The sequence below is a fragment of the Pseudomonas sp. BJa3 genome (assembly GCF_026343815.1).
GTDB lineage: Bacteria > Pseudomonadota > Gammaproteobacteria > Pseudomonadales > Pseudomonadaceae > Aquipseudomonas > Aquipseudomonas soli.
Genome location: NZ_JAOXMC010000012.1, coordinates 1 through 14,406 on the forward strand (window position 1 = coordinate 1; position 14,406 = coordinate 14,406).

Here is a 14,406-nt window from a genome sequence, read left to right on the forward strand (position 1 = left end):
TTGGGGTTGGGGTTCTGGTGCCCACCCCACGCCCCGCCCCGCGCCCCCCCACACAGGGTGTGGGGGGCGCCGGCTCCCCGGCGATGGGCCGCAAAGCGGCCCCGAGGGCGTTACAGGCTTGGCACGACGCCCACCGGCAGCAGCCCGGTCAGCGTGCCTTTGGCCAGCAACGCGGCAGCCGCCTCGATATCCGGCGAGAAGAAACGGTCGCGGTCATAGTGCGGCACTTCGCGACGCAGCGCCTGGCGCGCCAGTTCCAGCTTGACCGAGGTCTTCAGGCCCTTGCGCAGGTCCAGGCCCTGGCAGGCGCCCAGCCATTCGATGGCCAGCACGCCACGGGTGTTCTCGGCCATTTCCCACAGGCGCTTGCCGGCGGCCGGGGCCATCGACACATGGTCTTCCTGGTTGGCCGAAGTCGGCAGGCTGTCGACGCTGTGCGGGTGCGACAGTGCCTTGTTCTCGCTGGCCAGGGCGGCAGCGGTGACCTGGGCGATCATGAAGCCGGAGTTCACACCACCGTTTTCCACCAGGAACGGCGGCAGCTGGGACATGTGCTTGTCCATCATCAGCGAGATGCGGCGCTCGCTCAGCGAGCCGATCTCGGCGATGGCCAGGGCCAGGTTGTCGGCAGCCATGGCCACGGGTTCTGCGTGGAAGTTGCCACCGGAGATCACGTCGCCCTCGGCGGCGAACACCAGCGGGTTGTCCGACACGGCGTTGGCTTCGATGCCCAGCACCTCGGCGGCCTGGCGGATCTGGGTCAGGCAGGCGCCCATGACTTGCGGCTGGCAGCGCAGGGAGTACGGATCCTGCACCTTGTCGCAGTTCTTGTGCGACAGCGAGACTTCGCTGGAATCGCCCAGCAGGTCGCGGAAGCAGGCGGCGGTATCGATCTGGCCACGCTGGCCGCGCACTTCATGGATGCGCGCATCGAACGGCGAGCGCGAACCCAGCGCCGCCTCGACGCTCAGACCGCCACAGGCGATGGCCGCGGCGTACAGGTCTTCGGCCTGGAACAGGCCACGCAGGGCATAGGCGGTGGAGGCCTGGGTGCCGTTGAGCAGGGCCAGGCCCTCTTTCGCGGCCAGGGTCAGTGGCTCCAGGCCGGCGACGGCCAGGGCTTCGGTGGCCGGCAACCATTGGCCCTTGTAACGGGCCTTGCCTTCGCCCAGCAGCACCAGCGACATGTGCGCCAGCGGCGCCAGGTCGCCGGAGGCGCCGACCGAACCTTTCAGCGGGATGTGCGGATAGACTTCGGCGTTGACCAGGCCGATCAGCGCATCGATGACTTTGCGGCGGATGCCAGAGAAGCCACGGCTGAGGCTGTTGATCTTGAGCACCATGATCAGCCGCACCAGGTCGTCGTCCAGCGGCGCGCCGATACCGGCGGCGTGGGACAGCACCAGCGAGCGCTGCAGGTTTTCCAGGTCGTGGCTGGCGATGCGGGTCGAGGCCAGCAGGCCGAAACCGGTGTTGATGCCGTAGGCGGTACGGTCTTCGGCGATGATCTGCTCGACGCAGGCGACGCTGGCGTCGATGGCGGGCGCGGCGCTGGCATCGAGCTGCAGGCGCACGGGCGCGGCGTGGATGGCGCGCAGCTGGGCCAGGGTCAGGGTGCCGGGCTTGAGGGTCAATTCGGTCACTTCGCTACTCCAATCGCATGGGGGCCATGGCCCCCTTCTTGTTGTTCAGTATCACCCGTGGAGGGTGCGATCCAAAGCGCGGCGATCAGCCGGTGATCATCGGCAGGTCCAGGCCCTGCTCCTTGGCGCAGTCGATGGCGATCTGGTAGCCGGCGTCGGCGTGGCGCATCACGCCGGTGCCCGGGTCGTTGGTCAGTACGCGGGCGATACGCTCGGCGGCCTCATCGGTACCGTCGCAGACGATGACCATGCCCGAATGCTGGGAGAAGCCCATGCCCACGCCACCGCCGTGGTGCAGCGAAACCCAGGTGGCGCCGCCTGCGGTGTTGAGCAGGGCGTTGAGCAGCGGCCAATCGGAGACCGCGTCGGAGCCGTCGCGCATGGCTTCGGTTTCGCGGTTGGGGCTGGATACCGAGCCCGAGTCCAGGTGGTCACGGCCGATGACGACGGGCGCCGACAGCTCACCGCTGCGCACCATCTCGTTGAACGCCAGGCCCAGCTTGGCGCGCAGGCCCAGGCCAACCCAGCAGATGCGCGCCGGCAGGCCCTGGAAGCTGATGCGCTCGCGGGCCATGTCCAGCCAGCGGTGCAGGTGGGCGTCGTCGGGGATCAGTTCCTTGACCTTGGCGTCGGTCTTGTAGATGTCTTCGGCATCGCCCGAGAGCGCGGCCCAGCGGAACGGGCCGACGCCGCGGCAGAACAGCGGGCGGATGTACGCCGGGACGAAGCCCGGGAAGTCGAAGGCGTTGGCCACGCCCTCTTCCTTGGCCATCTGGCGGATGTTGTTGCCGTAGTCGAAGGTCGGGATGCCCTGCTTCTGGAAGTCGAGCATGGCTTGTACATGTACGGCCATCGACTGTTTCGCGGCCTTGACCACGCCTGCCGGGTCGGTCACCGCGCGGTCGCGGTACTGCTCCCAGGTCCAGCCGGCCGGCAGGTAGCCGTTGAGCGGGTCGTGGGCGCTGGTCTGGTCGGTGACCATGTCCGGGCGCACGCCACGCTTGACCAGCTCAGGCAGAATCTCGGCGGCGTTGCCGTGCAGGGCGATGGAGATGGCCTTGCCTTCGGCGGTGTACTTGGCGATACGCGCCAGGGCGTCGTCCAGGTCAGTGGCCTGCTCGTCGACGTAGCGGGTCTCTAGGCGGAAGTCGATGCGGCTTTGCTGGCACTCGATGTTCAGCGAGCAGGCGCCGGCAAGTGTTGCCGCCAGTGGCTGGGCGCCGCCCATGCCGCCCAGGCCCGCGGTCAATACCCACTTGCCTTTGAGGCTGCCGTTGTAGTGCTGGCGGCCGGCCTCGACGAAGGTTTCATAGGTGCCCTGGACGATGCCCTGGCTACCGATGTAGATCCAGCTGCCAGCGGTCATCTGGCCGTACATGGCCAGGCCTTTCGCGTCCAGTTCGTTGAAGTGTTCCCAGTTGGCCCAGTGCGGTACCAGGTTGGAGTTGGCGATCAGCACGCGCGGGGCGTTGCTGTGGGTCTTGAACACGCCGACCGGCTTGCCCGACTGCACCAGCAGGGTTTCGTCGTCTTCCAGGCGGGTCAGGGTTTCGACGATCTTGTCGTAGCACTCCCAGTTGCGCGCGGCGCGACCGATGCCACCGTATACCACCAGCTCTTTCGGGTTTTCGGCGACCTGTGGGTCGAGGTTGTTCATCAGCATGCGCAGCGGAGCTTCGGTGAGCCAGCTCTTGGCGGTCAGCTTGTTGCCACGCGGGGCACGGATTTCTACGTCACGGTACTTGTTGTTGTCAGTCACGGGGATGTCCTCTGCGGTCGTCCGACGGCATGTGTGTGTCGTGGCGACTATACAAACACATCTTTACTTGTATGTACAAGCATAGGCAACTAAAAAGAGTGCCCATTCCTCGGAGAAACGAAAAAGGGGCCGCTGTGCGTCCCATCGCTGGCAAGCCAGCTGCCACAGGGTTCACTTGGCCCATGTGGGAGCTGGCTTACCAGCGATGGGCTGCACAGCAGCCCCTTTCAACGATGACAGGTCAGTGTGAAATCAGCTCGATCAGGCAGAACCGCCCCTGTACATCCACTTCCAGCAACCCTTCATTGCCATCGACACGCAGGCAGTCATACCGCCCAAGCTGCTGCGTCTCCTCCCCAGCCAGCCCCACCTCGACATGAGTGCTGGCGGCAAACAGCAATAGCGTCGAAGCCGAGCTGAACAACCGATTCGAACCATCGAACCACTGCAACCGCGCCCGATACCGCTGCGGCGCATAGATCAGGTTGAAGTCGCGTATCGCCCCACCCAATAACTTGCAGCTCACCTGGCTTTCACCATTGAAGGCGAAGGCGTCGAACGGCAGCAACGGCCGGCTGGCTTGGCCATCGACCAGCAGGCGCATGCCATCGCCCTGCAACACGGTGATGATCCGCTGGTACCCGGTGAAGCTGGAAAAACCACCGGACTCCTCGATATCGGCGATCGACAGGCGCCAGCCGAAACCGTCCAGGCTGTCGCCTGCGTCGCGGGTGATTTCTTCGGTGAAACCGCCACCGTTTTTCCAGGGCATGCGCGGATAATCCTGGGCACGCAACATCTGCAACTGGGTCATTTGCTGAATCGTCCTTCCAGACGGTGACGGGAACCGGGGTGGATCAGGCGCGCAGCGGTGACTGGCTGGCGTCCCGACCAGGTGCGACGACGGATCAACAGGCACGGCTCGCCCCGCTCGATCTGCAGCAGCTTGCATTCTTCAGGTTCGGCAAGGATCGCCTCGACCACGTGCTCGCCTTCAGTGAGCGGCGCCACCTGCGACAGGTAGGCGTAGGGCGTCTGCCGGGTGAAATCCTGCTTGAGGTAGTCCGGAGCGATGACGGCGTTGACGTAGCGATCCTCGATCTGCACCGGCACGCCATTTTCGTAATGCACGATCAGCGAGTGGAAGACCCGCTGGCCTTCGCGCATGTCCAGGGCCAGGGCGCGTTCGGAACCGGCGGCTTCCTCGGCAAGCTTTATCACCTGGCAGCTATGCTGGTGGCCACGTCCGGCGATCTCGTCGGCGATGTTGTTGACCTCGAACAGCGCCGAGCGGCTCTTGGGTTCGGCGACGAAGGTGCCGACGCCCTGCATGCGCACCAGCAGGCCTTCGGCGGTGAGTTCGCGCAGGGCGCGGTTGATGGTCATGCGGCTGAAGCCCAGCTCGCTGACCAGTTCGCTTTCCGATGGCACCCGGTGATGAGGCGGCCAGCTGCCGCTCTCGATCTGCTGGATGATCATGTGTTTCACCCGGGCGTAGAGCGGCGCCGGCCCTTCGCCCATCTGGGCAACCAGCGCGGAGACAGGAAGTGTCGGCACGGCGTTGAATCCTTGTGCGGTTGGAGTGAACGGTAGCTTGCCGGAGTTTACCCGGCAGGCAAACGGCTGTATATGTATATACAAGTTAATAATAACAGGACTTCACCGATGCCCGCCTACTTCGCCGAACGCGCCCTGCTCCCTTCGGGCTGGGCCCGCAATGTCCGCCTGGAGGTCGCCGCCGACGGTCGACTGGCCGCGATCATGGCCGATGCCGACGCCGAGGGCGCCGAGCGCCTGGCCGGGCCGCTGCTGCCGGGCATGCCCAACCTGCACTCGCACGCATTCCAGCGGGCCATGGCGGGGCTGGCGGAAGTGGCCGGCAATCCCAACGACAGCTTCTGGACCTGGCGCGAGCTGATGTACCGCCTGGTCGGCCGGATCACGCCGGAACAACTGCAAGTGATCGCGCGCCAGCTGTATATCGAGATGCTCAAGGCCGGCTACACCTCGGTGGCCGAGTTCCACTATGTGCACCATGACCAGAACGGCCAGGCCTACGCCGACCCCGCCGAGCTGTCCCGCCGCATCAGCGCCGCCGCCGGCGCCAGCGGCATCGGCCTGACGCTGCTGCCGGTCTTGTACAGCCATGCCGGCTTCGGCGGCCAGGCGCCCAATGACGGGCAACGGCGCTTCATCAACTCAACCGAACAATACCTTCGCCTGCAACAGCAGCTAGCGCCATTGCTGGCACTACAGCCGGCGCAGGCACTGGGACTGTGCTTCCACTCGCTGCGCGCCGTGACACCGGAGCAGATCGCCGATGTGCTCGGTGCCAGCGACAAAACCTGCCCGATCCATATCCACATTGCCGAGCAACAGAAGGAAGTCGATGACTGCCTGGCCTGGAGCGGCCGCCGTCCGCTGCAATGGCTGTACGAGCATGTCGATGTCGATCAGCGCTGGTGCCTGGTCCATGCCACCCACGCCGAAGGCGACGAAGTCGCCGCCATGGCCCGCAGTGGCGCGGTGGCAGGCCTGTGCCTGACCACCGAGGCGAACCTGGGTGACGGCATCTTCCCGGCGGTGGACTACCTGGCCCAGGGCGGGCGGATGGGTATCGGCTCGGACAGCCATGTGTCCTTGAGCGTGGTCGAGGAACTGCGCTGGCTTGAGTACGGCCAGCGCCTGCGTGACCAGCGGCGCAATCGCCTGTATCGCGCCGATCAACCGATGGTTGGGCGAACCTTGTACGACGCCGCGCTGCTGGGCGGTGCCCAGGCGCTGGGGCAGCCGATCGGCGAGCTGGCCGTGGGCAAGCGGGCGGACTGGTTGGTTCTCGACGGGCAGGATCCGTATCTGGCCGTGGCCGACGGCGATGCCATTCTCAACCGCTGGTTGTTCGCGGGTTCTGATCGCCAGGTGCGCGATGTGATGGTCAACGGGCAGTGGGTGGTGCGCCAAGGGCGGCATGAACAGGAGGAGCAAAGCGCGGCAGCGTTTGTACAAGTGCTGCGACAGTTGCTGGACTGACAGTCGAAACATCGCGGGGCCCGCTCCCACGAGTACGTGTGGGGAGCGGGTTTGACGCGCGATGGCGTCCTCAATGCCGGGCGACGATGCTCTTGTCGGGCGTGCGCCAGATCAGGCGGCTGGTATCAAAGCCCTGCTGCCGCGCCTTGGCCAGCAGGTTCTCACGCTCCCACGCCGGCAACGAGGGCGTACGCGAAAGTATCCACAGGTACTTGCGGTCCGGGCTGCCGACGATCGCCGTGCGATAGCGCTCGTCGACGAACAGGATCCAGTAGTCCCCCTTGGCCACCCCGGGCACCAGGCGGGTGAACCAATTGTCGAACTCCACCCACAGCTTGTCGGTGTGCCCCGCCTGCTGCGGCGTGGCATGGCCCTCGGCCCGCAGCCATTCATCACCCAGGGTACGGCAACGGTTCAGCACGCCGACCGTGCCATCGGGCTTGAGGTTGTAATGGGCCTCGGACTGGGCGCAACCGTCCTGGTACTTCATTGGCAGGCGCGCCAGCTCGAACCATTTGCCCTGGTAACGCTTGAGGTCGACCGCACCTGCGGTCTTCGGCGCCAGCGGGTCGGTGGCCGAGGTGGCGCAGCCACCCAGCAGCATCACCAGGCACACGCCCAGCAGCAGGTGCAGGTGCCTCATTTGAGGCCCTGCCCGGAATACATCAGGACCTTGTCCGCCGCGTACTGCACGCTGATGAAGCTCTTCTCGTCACCCCAGGTGCAGCTGCTCATGCCCAGCGCGCCGGAACACTCCTTGGGCGTGCCGAGCAACTGCTCGACCTCGGCCTTGTTCATGCCGGCCTTGAGCTTGGAATAGTTTTCCTGGTTGATCTTGCTGCAGGCGGTCAGGACGACGCACAAGGACAACAGGGCGAGGGAACGCAACGACATGAAGGGACACTCCTGGAGATGGATACACAGGCGCGAGGGCCTGCAGGGAGCTTAGAAGGGAAAAAGGCTCCTCGGTTCCCTGGCCGACGAGGTTTCGTTGTGCACCGTTGGTCGCCTGGCGCGCAAACGATTAATGTTTTATCTCTGCGCGTCGACATAGAGCGGTGGTGTGGCCTTTTGCCGCACCCTCCCCTTCGTGCCCGTGCGCAGATTCCAAGAAAAATGACCAAGAACCTCAAGTTCAGCCACAAGATCCTGCTGGCCGCCGCCCTGGTGGTGGCCGTCGCCTTCACTTGCTTCGTCGTGTTCAACGACTACCGACAGCGTCAGTCGCTGCGTAGCGACACCGAGTCGACGCTGCAATCGCTGGGGAACCTCACCGCCGGCAACATCCGCACCTGGCTCGACAGCCGTATCCAGCTGGTGAACTCGGTGGCCCAGCAGATTGCCGTCGACGGCCCCGCCAAGAGCAGCCTCGAGCGCATCCTGGCGCTGCCGGTGTACGGCAGCAACTTCATCCTCACCTACTTCGGCGGCCAGGATGGCAGCATGCAGTCGGTGCCGGTGGGCAACCGCGCCGCCGACTACGACCCGCGCGTGCGCGGCTGGTACAAGGCGGCCAGCGCCGCGGGCCAGACCATCGTCACCGAACCGTACATCTCGGTATCGGCCGGCAAGCTGGTAATTACCCTGGCCACTCCGGTGCAACAGGGCGGGCACATGATCGGCGTCAGCGGTGTCGACACCGATCTGCAGACCATCAGCAACCTGGTCAACACCCTGGACTTCGGCGGCCACGGGCACGCCTTCATCGTCAACGGCGAGGGCAAGGTGCTCATCCACCCCAAGGGCGAACTGGCGCTCAAGCCCCTGGCGGATGTCTACCCTGGCAGCAACTTGCGCATCGGCAGCGGCCTGAAGGAAGTGGAAGTCGAGGGTCGCAAACAGTTCATCAGCTTCACCCACGTCGATGGCGTGCCGTCGGCGGACTGGTACGTGGCGCTGGTACTGGACCAGGACGCAGCCTTCGCCATGCTCGGCGAACTGCGCACTTCGGCCGTGGTGGCGACACTGATCGCGGTGGTGGTGATCATCGCCCTGCTCGGCTTGCTGATCCGCGTGCTGATGGAACCGCTGCACGTCATGGGCCGCGCCATGCGCGACATCGCCGAGGGCGAAGGCGACCTGACCCGGCGCCTGGCCATCCACGCCCAGGACGAGTTCGGCAGCCTGGCGCAGTCGTTCAACCGCTTCGTCGAGCGGATCCACGAATCGATCCGCGAAGTGGCTTCGGCCACCGGCCAGGTGAATGCCGTGGCCGGCCAGGTGGTCAGCGCCTCGAACGCCTCGATCCACAACGCCGACCAGCAGTCCAGCCGCACCAGCAGTGTCGCCGCGGCGATCAACCAGCTCGGCGCCGCCGCCCAGGAAATCGCCCAGAACGCCGCCCTCGCCTCGCAGCACTCCAGCGCCGCCCGCGGCCTGGCCGAGGAAGGCCAGCAAGTGGTCGGCGAGACCATCGATGTGATGAACCAGCTATCGGCGCGCATCAGCGATGCCAGCGGCAACATCGAGACGCTGAATAATCACACGGCGAACATTGGTCAGATCCTCGATGTAATCAGCGGCATTTCGCAGCAGACCAACCTGCTGGCGCTCAACGCGGCCATCGAGGCGGCCCGTGCCGGCGAAGCCGGGCGCGGTTTCGCGGTAGTGGCCGACGAGGTGCGCAACCTGGCACACCGCACCCAGGACTCGGCACAGCAGGTGCAGCGCCTGATCGAGGAGCTGCAGGCCGGCGCCCAGGTGGCCGTGAGCACCATGAACCAGAGCCAGCAGCACAGCGACCGCAGCGTCGGCATCGCCAACCAGGCCGGCGAACGCCTGGGCAGCGTCACCCAGCGCATCGGCGAGATTGACGGCATGAACCAGTCGGTGGCCACCGCCACCGAAGAGCAGACGGCCGTGGTCGAGTCGATCAATGTCGACATCACCGAGATCAATACGCTGAATCAGGAAGGGGTGCAGAACCTGCAGAGCACCTTGCGTGCCTGCACCGACCTGGAGCATCAGGTCGAGCGGTTGAAGCATCTGGTGGGTAGCTTCAGGATCTGAGATGGCTGGGGCCGCTTCGCGGCCCCACTGGCACTAGAACCTGGACCCAGGCTCCAGCAAGAAGTCCATCTCTTCACTGGTGCTCGGGCGGTTCAGCACCAGGTTGCGGTGCGGGAAGCGCCCGAAGCGGGCGATCACCCGCTGGTGCTGCTCGGCATAGTCGAGGAAGCCTTCGAACAACCGACGGTTGGCCTCGGGCTGCTCGTCCAGCAAGGTCTGGTAACGCTCGACGCACAGATTTTGCCAGTCCAGCACCTCCGCATGCTCCAGCACAAGCAGCACGAACACCCGCTGGATCGGCAGCAGCTGGTAGTCCCAGCCCTTCTGCAACCCCTGCATGGCCACTACCTGGGCACGCCGGTCACCCTCGAAGGCACGCGGCGTGTCGCGATAGATCATGCGCGGCAGCTGATCCAGCAGCAGCACCAGACCGAGCCAGCCCTGGGGGCTCTGCTGCCACTCGTCGAGCCCGCCCGCCAGGGCTTGCTCGACCAGGTCGCCGAACAGCGCCTGGGCATCGGCGTCGTGATGCTTGCCGAACCACAGCGTGTTCTTCTCGTCAGCCACGGCCTGGGCACTCGTGCCCCAACCGAACCACCACTCCAGCAACGGCTGCCAAGGTGCGAGCATGACTTACTCCTTGTGGTAGGCGGTGACGCGCTCGACCTCTTCCTTCGAGCCGAGGATCACCGACACGCGCTGGTGCAGGCTCTCCGGCTTGATGTCGAGGATACGCTCGTAACCGTTGGTGGAAGCGCCGCCTGCCTGTTCGATGATGAACGACATCGGGTTGGCTTCGTACATCAGGCGCAGCTTGCCCGGCTTGCTCGGCTCGCGGGCATCGCGTGGGTACATGAACAGGCCGCCACGGGTCAGGATGCGGTGCACATCGGCCACCATCGAGGCGATCCAGCGCATGTTGTAGTTCTTTTTCAGCGGCCCGGTCTCGCCGGCCAGCAGCTCGCCCACGTAGCGTTGCACCGGGGCTTCCCAGTGACGCTGGTTGGACATGTTGATGGCGAACTCGGCAGTGGTGGCCGGTACCTGGATGTTTTCGTGGGTCAGGACGAAGCTGCCCAGCTCGCGGTCCAGGGTGAAGCCCTTGACGCCGTTGCCCAGGGTCAGGATCAGCATGGTCTGCGGGCCGTAGATGGCGTAGCCGGCGGCGACCTGCTGGGTGCCTGGCTGCAGGAATGCGTTCTCGTTCAGGGTTTCGTTCTGGCTCAGGTATTCGTTCGGGCAACGCAGCACCGAGAAGATGGTGCCGACCGAGACGTTGACGTCGATGTTCGACGAGCCGTCCAGTGGGTCGAAGACCAGCAGGTAGGCGCCTTTGGGGTACTTGCCCGGGATCTGGTAGGCATTGTCCATCTCTTCGGAAGCCATGCCGGCCAGGTGACCGCCCCACTCGTTGGCTTCGAGCAGGATGTCGTTGGAAATCACGTCGAGCTTCTTCTGCACCTCGCCCTGCACGTTCTCGGTGCCCATGCTGCCCAGCACGCCGCCCAGGGCGCCCTTGGACACGTGGTGGCTGATCTCCTTGCACGCACGCGCCACCACTTCGATCAGGAAGCGCAGATCGGCAGGGGTATTGTTGCTGCGGGTCTGCTCAATCAGATAGCGACTCAGGGTAACGCGGGACATGTATGGCTCCGAAAAGGAAAGGGGGAGAAAAACCCCCGCAGTTTACAGGGAGAGTGACGGGCTAGCGAGCAAAGAGACTCGACTGGCGGATCAGACGGCGCTTTGACCATTGAGTTCATGCAGCTGGTCGATTGGGGCTGCCGGGCAGCCCCACGCTTCAATCCAAGGCCTTCCAGATCTCGGTCGCATACTCGCGAATGGTCCGGTCCGACGAGAACCAGCCCATCCGCGCCGTGTTCAGCACCGCCACGCGCCACCAGTCCTGCGGCGCGTGCCACAACTCCTCGACCCGCCGCTGGGCGTCCCAGTAGGCATCGAAGTCGGCGCACACCAGGAAGCGGTCGTAGGCGATCAGCCCGTCCACCAACCCGGCATAGCGCGCTGGATCATCAGGCGAGAACACCCCGCTGCGAATCGCCTGCAGCACGTCGCCCAGACGATGGGAGGCGGCGATCGCCGACGCGGCGCCAAAGTCGCCGCTGCGTTTGCGCGCCTCCACCTGCTGCGCGGTCAGGCCGAAGATGAACATGTTCTCCGCCCCCACCTGCTCGCACATCTCGACGTTGGCGCCGTCGAGCGTGCCGATTGTCAAGGCGCCATTGAGGCCAAACTTCATGTTGCTGGTGCCGGAGGCCTCGTAACCCGCCGTGGAAATCTGCTCGGACAGGTCCGCCGCCGGGATGATGCTCTCGGCCAGGCTGACGTTGTAGTTGGGCAGGAACACCACTTTGAGCAGGCCTCGTACCGTGGGGTCGTTATTGACCACCCGGGCGATGTCGTTGGCCAGCTTGATGATCAGTTTGGCCTGGTGGTAGCTGGCCGCCGCCTTGCCGGCAAAAATCTTCACCCTGGGCACCCAGTCGGTGCTGGGGTCATTGCGGATGGCCTGGTACAGCGCCACGGTGTGCAGCAGGTTGAGCAATTGCCGCTTGTACTCGTGAATGCGCTTGACCTGTACGTCGAACAACGCCTCCGGATTCACCGTCACCCCCAACCTGTCCTGGATGATGCTAGCCAGGGCGCGCTTGCTGTGCAGGCGCTGGGCGGCGAACTGCTTGCGGAAGGTAGCTTTGTCGGCATGCGGCGCCAGCCCCTTCAACTTGCCTTCAGGATCGTCGAGCAGCTCGGGACCCAACGCCTCGATCAACATCGCGGTGAGCAGCGGGTTGGCCTGATACAGCCATCGGCGGAAAGTGATGCCGTTGGTCTTGTTGTTGATCCGTTGTGGATAGAGCTTGTGCAGCTCGGCGAATACCGTGCTTTTCATCAGTTTACTGTGCAGCGCAGAGACACCATTGACGCTGTGCGAACCAAGGAACGCCAAGTTGCCCATGCGCACACGCCGGCCATTGTCTTCCTCGATCAACGACACGGCACGCAGCACGTCGAAGTCGTGCAGACCTTTGGCCCGCAGGGCATCGATATGGTAGGCGTTGATCAGGTAGATGATCTGCATGTGCCGCGGCAGCATGCGCTCCATCAGCGCCACCGGCCAGGTTTCCAGAGCCTCGGGCAGCAGCGTGTGGTTGGTGTAGGCCAGAGTCCCTACGGTCAGCTCCCAGGCTTTTTCCCAGGGGATTTCGTGCTGGTCCACCAGTAGGCGCATCAGTTCGGCCACGGCGATCGACGGATGAGTGTCATTGAGCTGAATGGCAGCGGCGTCCGGCAGGTTGAGCAGGTCCTTGTGCATGTTCAGGTGGCGCCGCAGCAGGTCCTGCAGGGAAGCCGATACAAAGAAGTACTCCTGGCGCAGGCGCAGTTCCTGACCCGCCTCGGTGCTGTCGGCCGGATACAACACTCGCGAGATGCTTTCGGCGCGGGCCACTTCGGCCACCGCGCCCAGGTGGTCACCTGCATTGAAGCGCTCCAGGTGCAGCTCCTCCAGCGCCCGGGCACGCCACAGGCGCAAGGTGTTGACGCTGGAGCCGCGCCAGCCGACCACTGGGGTGTCGTAGGCCACCGCACGAACCGTCTCGCCCGGCCACCAGACCTGACGCTGCTGGCCGTTACCTTCGTTCACGGTCTCGACACTGCCGCCGAAACTGATCGGGTAGATCACCTCGGCCCGCTCGAACTCCCATGGGTTGCCGAAGTCCAGCCAGTTCTCAGTTTGCTCCTGCTGCCAGCCATCGACCACCGCCTGACGGAACAACCCATGCTCGTAGCGAATGCCATAGCCATGGGCCGCGATACCGAGGGTCGACATGCTTTCCATGAAGCACGCCGCCAGGCGCCCGAGGCCACCGTTGCCCAGCGCCGCGTCAGGCTCGAGCAGGCGGATGCGCTCCAGGTCGACGTCCAGCCCCTCGAGGGCCTCGCGGGCGATCTCCAGGTAGCCGAGGTTGCTCAGGCTGTCGTACAGCAGGCGGCCGATGAGGAACTCGAGGGAGAGGTAATACACCCGTTTCTGGCTACGTCGGTAGGCCTGGCGAGTGTGATCCATCCAGTGGTCGACCATATGGTCGCGAGCCGCCAGGGCGATGGCCTCGAACCAGTCGTGGTCGAAGGCGTGTTCCGGGTCCTTGCCGACCGCATAGGTCAGCTTGGCCAGCACGGCGGCGCGAAACTCGGCCACTTCTTCATGATGAGCTTTGGCCTCACGGGCCTTGTTTTCCTGGGACATGCGGCATCCTCGGGCAAGTAGGCGAAAGCGCAGGGAGAGTGTTCAGCCTAGACGCTCTGACACACAGCGACAGCGACGGTTCGCGGTTTTCATCCACCGTTTGCGAAACCGGCAAAAGGTTGTTCACAATTTGAACAACTCCGGTATCATCGCGCGCCCCAAAACCGTGATTTTCCTTGCAAGAATAAAACCGCAACCATGAAACCGACCCTGATCGCCGCCGCTGAAGTCGACCGCCTGGAGACTTGGCAGCGCTATGCCAGCCACATGTGTGGTGGCTGCCACTCGACCTGCTGCACCCTGCCGGTGGAGGTGAAGATCAAGGATCTGATCCGCATTGGCGTGGTGGACGAGTTCGAGAAGGACGAGCCACCGAAGAACATCGCCAAGCGCCTGCAGAAGGACGGCATCATCGAACGCTTCAACCAGAAGTCGGGAATCTTCACCCTGACCCGGATGAGTAACGATGACTGCCTCTATCTGGACCGCAAGAGCCGTCTGTGCACCATCTACGACAAGCGCCCGGATACCTGCCGCAACCATCCCAAGGTCGGACCGCGGCCGGGGTATTGCGCGTACAAGCCCAAGGTGGTCGGGCGCTGAGACTGCGCCACGCCTGAAATGTCGGGACTGCAAAGCAGCCCGTATTTCTGAAGGCAAACAAAAACGCCCCCGGCCTTTCGACCGGGGGCGTTTTC

12 protein-coding genes and 1 pseudogene are annotated in these 14,406 nt (G+C 64.5%); 4 read left to right on the top strand and 9 right to left on the bottom strand.

Translation table 11 applies throughout. The features are described from left to right. Positions 1-110 precede the first annotated feature (110 nt). The 4 genes from hutH to hutC all read right to left on the bottom strand — a co-directional run bounded on the left by hutH (position 111) and on the right by hutC (position 4,923). Positions 111-1,643: a histidine ammonia-lyase gene (gene hutH / locus OH705_RS16200; protein ID WP_267302538.1), complete on the bottom strand. Its 1,533-nt coding sequence runs from the start codon at positions 1,641-1,643 to the stop codon at positions 111-113. 85 nt (positions 1,644-1,728) lie between these two features. Then, positions 1,729-3,402, bottom strand: coding sequence for a urocanate hydratase (hutU, locus tag OH705_RS16205; RefSeq protein ID WP_038706939.1), 1,674 nt, complete (start codon positions 3,400-3,402; stop codon positions 1,729-1,731). A 241-nt stretch (positions 3,403-3,643) separates the two neighbouring features. Further along, the gene (locus tag OH705_RS16210) at positions 3,644-4,216 is read right to left on the bottom strand and encodes a HutD family protein (protein WP_267302539.1); all 573 of its coding nucleotides are present in this window, start codon (positions 4,214-4,216) and stop codon (positions 3,644-3,646) included. Then, positions 4,213-4,923: a histidine utilization repressor gene (gene hutC / locus OH705_RS16215; protein ID WP_177182902.1), complete on the bottom strand. Its 711-nt coding sequence runs from the start codon at positions 4,921-4,923 to the stop codon at positions 4,213-4,215. The genes OH705_RS16210 and hutC overlap by 4 nt, the downstream gene beginning before the upstream one ends. Before the next feature lie 144 nt (positions 4,924-5,067). Between hutC and OH705_RS16220 the strand changes: the two genes are divergently transcribed. Further along, positions 5,068-6,432 (top strand): formimidoylglutamate deiminase, encoded by a 1,365-nt coding sequence (locus OH705_RS16220; RefSeq protein WP_094011047.1) that lies wholly within the window; start codon positions 5,068-5,070, stop codon positions 6,430-6,432. 70 nt (positions 6,433-6,502) lie between these two features. On the opposite strand, the gene OH705_RS16225 is transcribed toward OH705_RS16220, so the two are convergent. Next, complete coding sequence (locus tag OH705_RS16225) at positions 6,503-7,075, bottom strand: lipocalin family protein (RefSeq protein ID WP_023631132.1); 573 nt, start codon at positions 7,073-7,075, stop codon at positions 6,503-6,505. Then, a complete protein-coding gene (gene bamE / locus OH705_RS16230; RefSeq protein ID WP_011536093.1) occupies positions 7,072-7,326 on the bottom strand; it encodes an outer membrane protein assembly factor BamE domain-containing protein in 255 nt (84 codons plus the stop codon). Before bamE ends, OH705_RS16225 begins: the two co-directional genes overlap by 4 nt. 222 nt (positions 7,327-7,548) lie before the next feature. Between bamE and OH705_RS29330 the strand changes: the two are divergent. Together OH705_RS29330 and OH705_RS29335 are read left to right on the top strand one after the other, a co-directional pair. Continuing rightward, a pseudogene (locus OH705_RS29330) lies at positions 7,549-8,586 on the top strand (cache domain-containing protein); the annotation flags it as partial. A 66-nt stretch (positions 8,587-8,652) separates the two neighbouring features. Continuing rightward, positions 8,653-9,441 carry a methyl-accepting chemotaxis protein gene (locus OH705_RS29335; protein WP_372241261.1) on the top strand — a complete coding sequence of 263 codons (789 nt, stop codon included), beginning with the start codon at positions 8,653-8,655 and terminating at the stop codon, positions 9,439-9,441. A 33-nt stretch (positions 9,442-9,474) separates the two neighbouring features. Here OH705_RS29335 and OH705_RS16240 read toward each other — a convergent pair whose 3' ends face one another. The 3 genes from OH705_RS16240 to OH705_RS16250 form a co-directional block, all read right to left on the bottom strand. Further along, positions 9,475-10,071 (bottom strand): DUF924 family protein, encoded by a 597-nt coding sequence (locus tag OH705_RS16240; protein WP_046853890.1) that lies wholly within the window; start codon positions 10,069-10,071, stop codon positions 9,475-9,477. A 3-nt stretch (positions 10,072-10,074) separates the two neighbouring features. After that, positions 10,075-11,085: a class 1 fructose-bisphosphatase gene (locus tag OH705_RS16245; protein ID WP_038706942.1), complete on the bottom strand. Its 1,011-nt coding sequence runs from the start codon at positions 11,083-11,085 to the stop codon at positions 10,075-10,077. Between the two features lie 157 nt (positions 11,086-11,242). Next, complete coding sequence (locus OH705_RS16250; RefSeq protein WP_094011045.1) at positions 11,243-13,708, bottom strand: glycogen/starch/alpha-glucan phosphorylase; 2,466 nt, start codon at positions 13,706-13,708, stop codon at positions 11,243-11,245. 198 nt (positions 13,709-13,906) lie between these two features. Between OH705_RS16250 and OH705_RS16255 the strand changes: the two genes are divergently transcribed. Next, positions 13,907-14,311, top strand: coding sequence for a YkgJ family cysteine cluster protein (locus OH705_RS16255; RefSeq protein ID WP_023628812.1), 405 nt, complete (start codon positions 13,907-13,909; stop codon positions 14,309-14,311). Positions 14,312-14,406: the final 95 nt, after the last annotated feature.

Coding starts and splice junctions, on each gene's coding strand:
- OH705_RS16210 (WP_267302539.1), bottom strand. CDS start 4,216: ATGACCCAGTTGCAGATGTTGCGTGCCCAGGATTATCCGCGCATGCCC.
- hutC (WP_177182902.1), bottom strand. CDS start 4,923: ATGGGCGAAGGGCCGGCGCCGCTCTACGCCCGGGTGAAACACATGATC.
- OH705_RS16220 (WP_094011047.1), top strand. CDS start 5,068: ATGCCCGCCTACTTCGCCGAACGCGCCCTGCTCCCTTCGGGCTGGGCC.
- OH705_RS16225 (WP_023631132.1), bottom strand. CDS start 7,075: ATGAGGCACCTGCACCTGCTGCTGGGCGTGTGCCTGGTGATGCTGCTG.
- bamE (WP_011536093.1), bottom strand. CDS start 7,326: ATGTCGTTGCGTTCCCTCGCCCTGTTGTCCTTGTGCGTCGTCCTGACC.
- OH705_RS16240 (WP_046853890.1), bottom strand. CDS start 10,071: ATGCTCGCACCTTGGCAGCCGTTGCTGGAGTGGTGGTTCGGTTGGGGC.
- OH705_RS16245 (WP_038706942.1), bottom strand. CDS start 11,085: ATGTCCCGCGTTACCCTGAGTCGCTATCTGATTGAGCAGACCCGCAGC.
- OH705_RS16250 (WP_094011045.1), bottom strand. CDS start 13,708: ATGTCCCAGGAAAACAAGGCCCGTGAGGCCAAAGCTCATCATGAAGAA.
- OH705_RS16255 (WP_023628812.1), top strand. CDS start 13,907: ATGAAACCGACCCTGATCGCCGCCGCTGAAGTCGACCGCCTGGAGACT.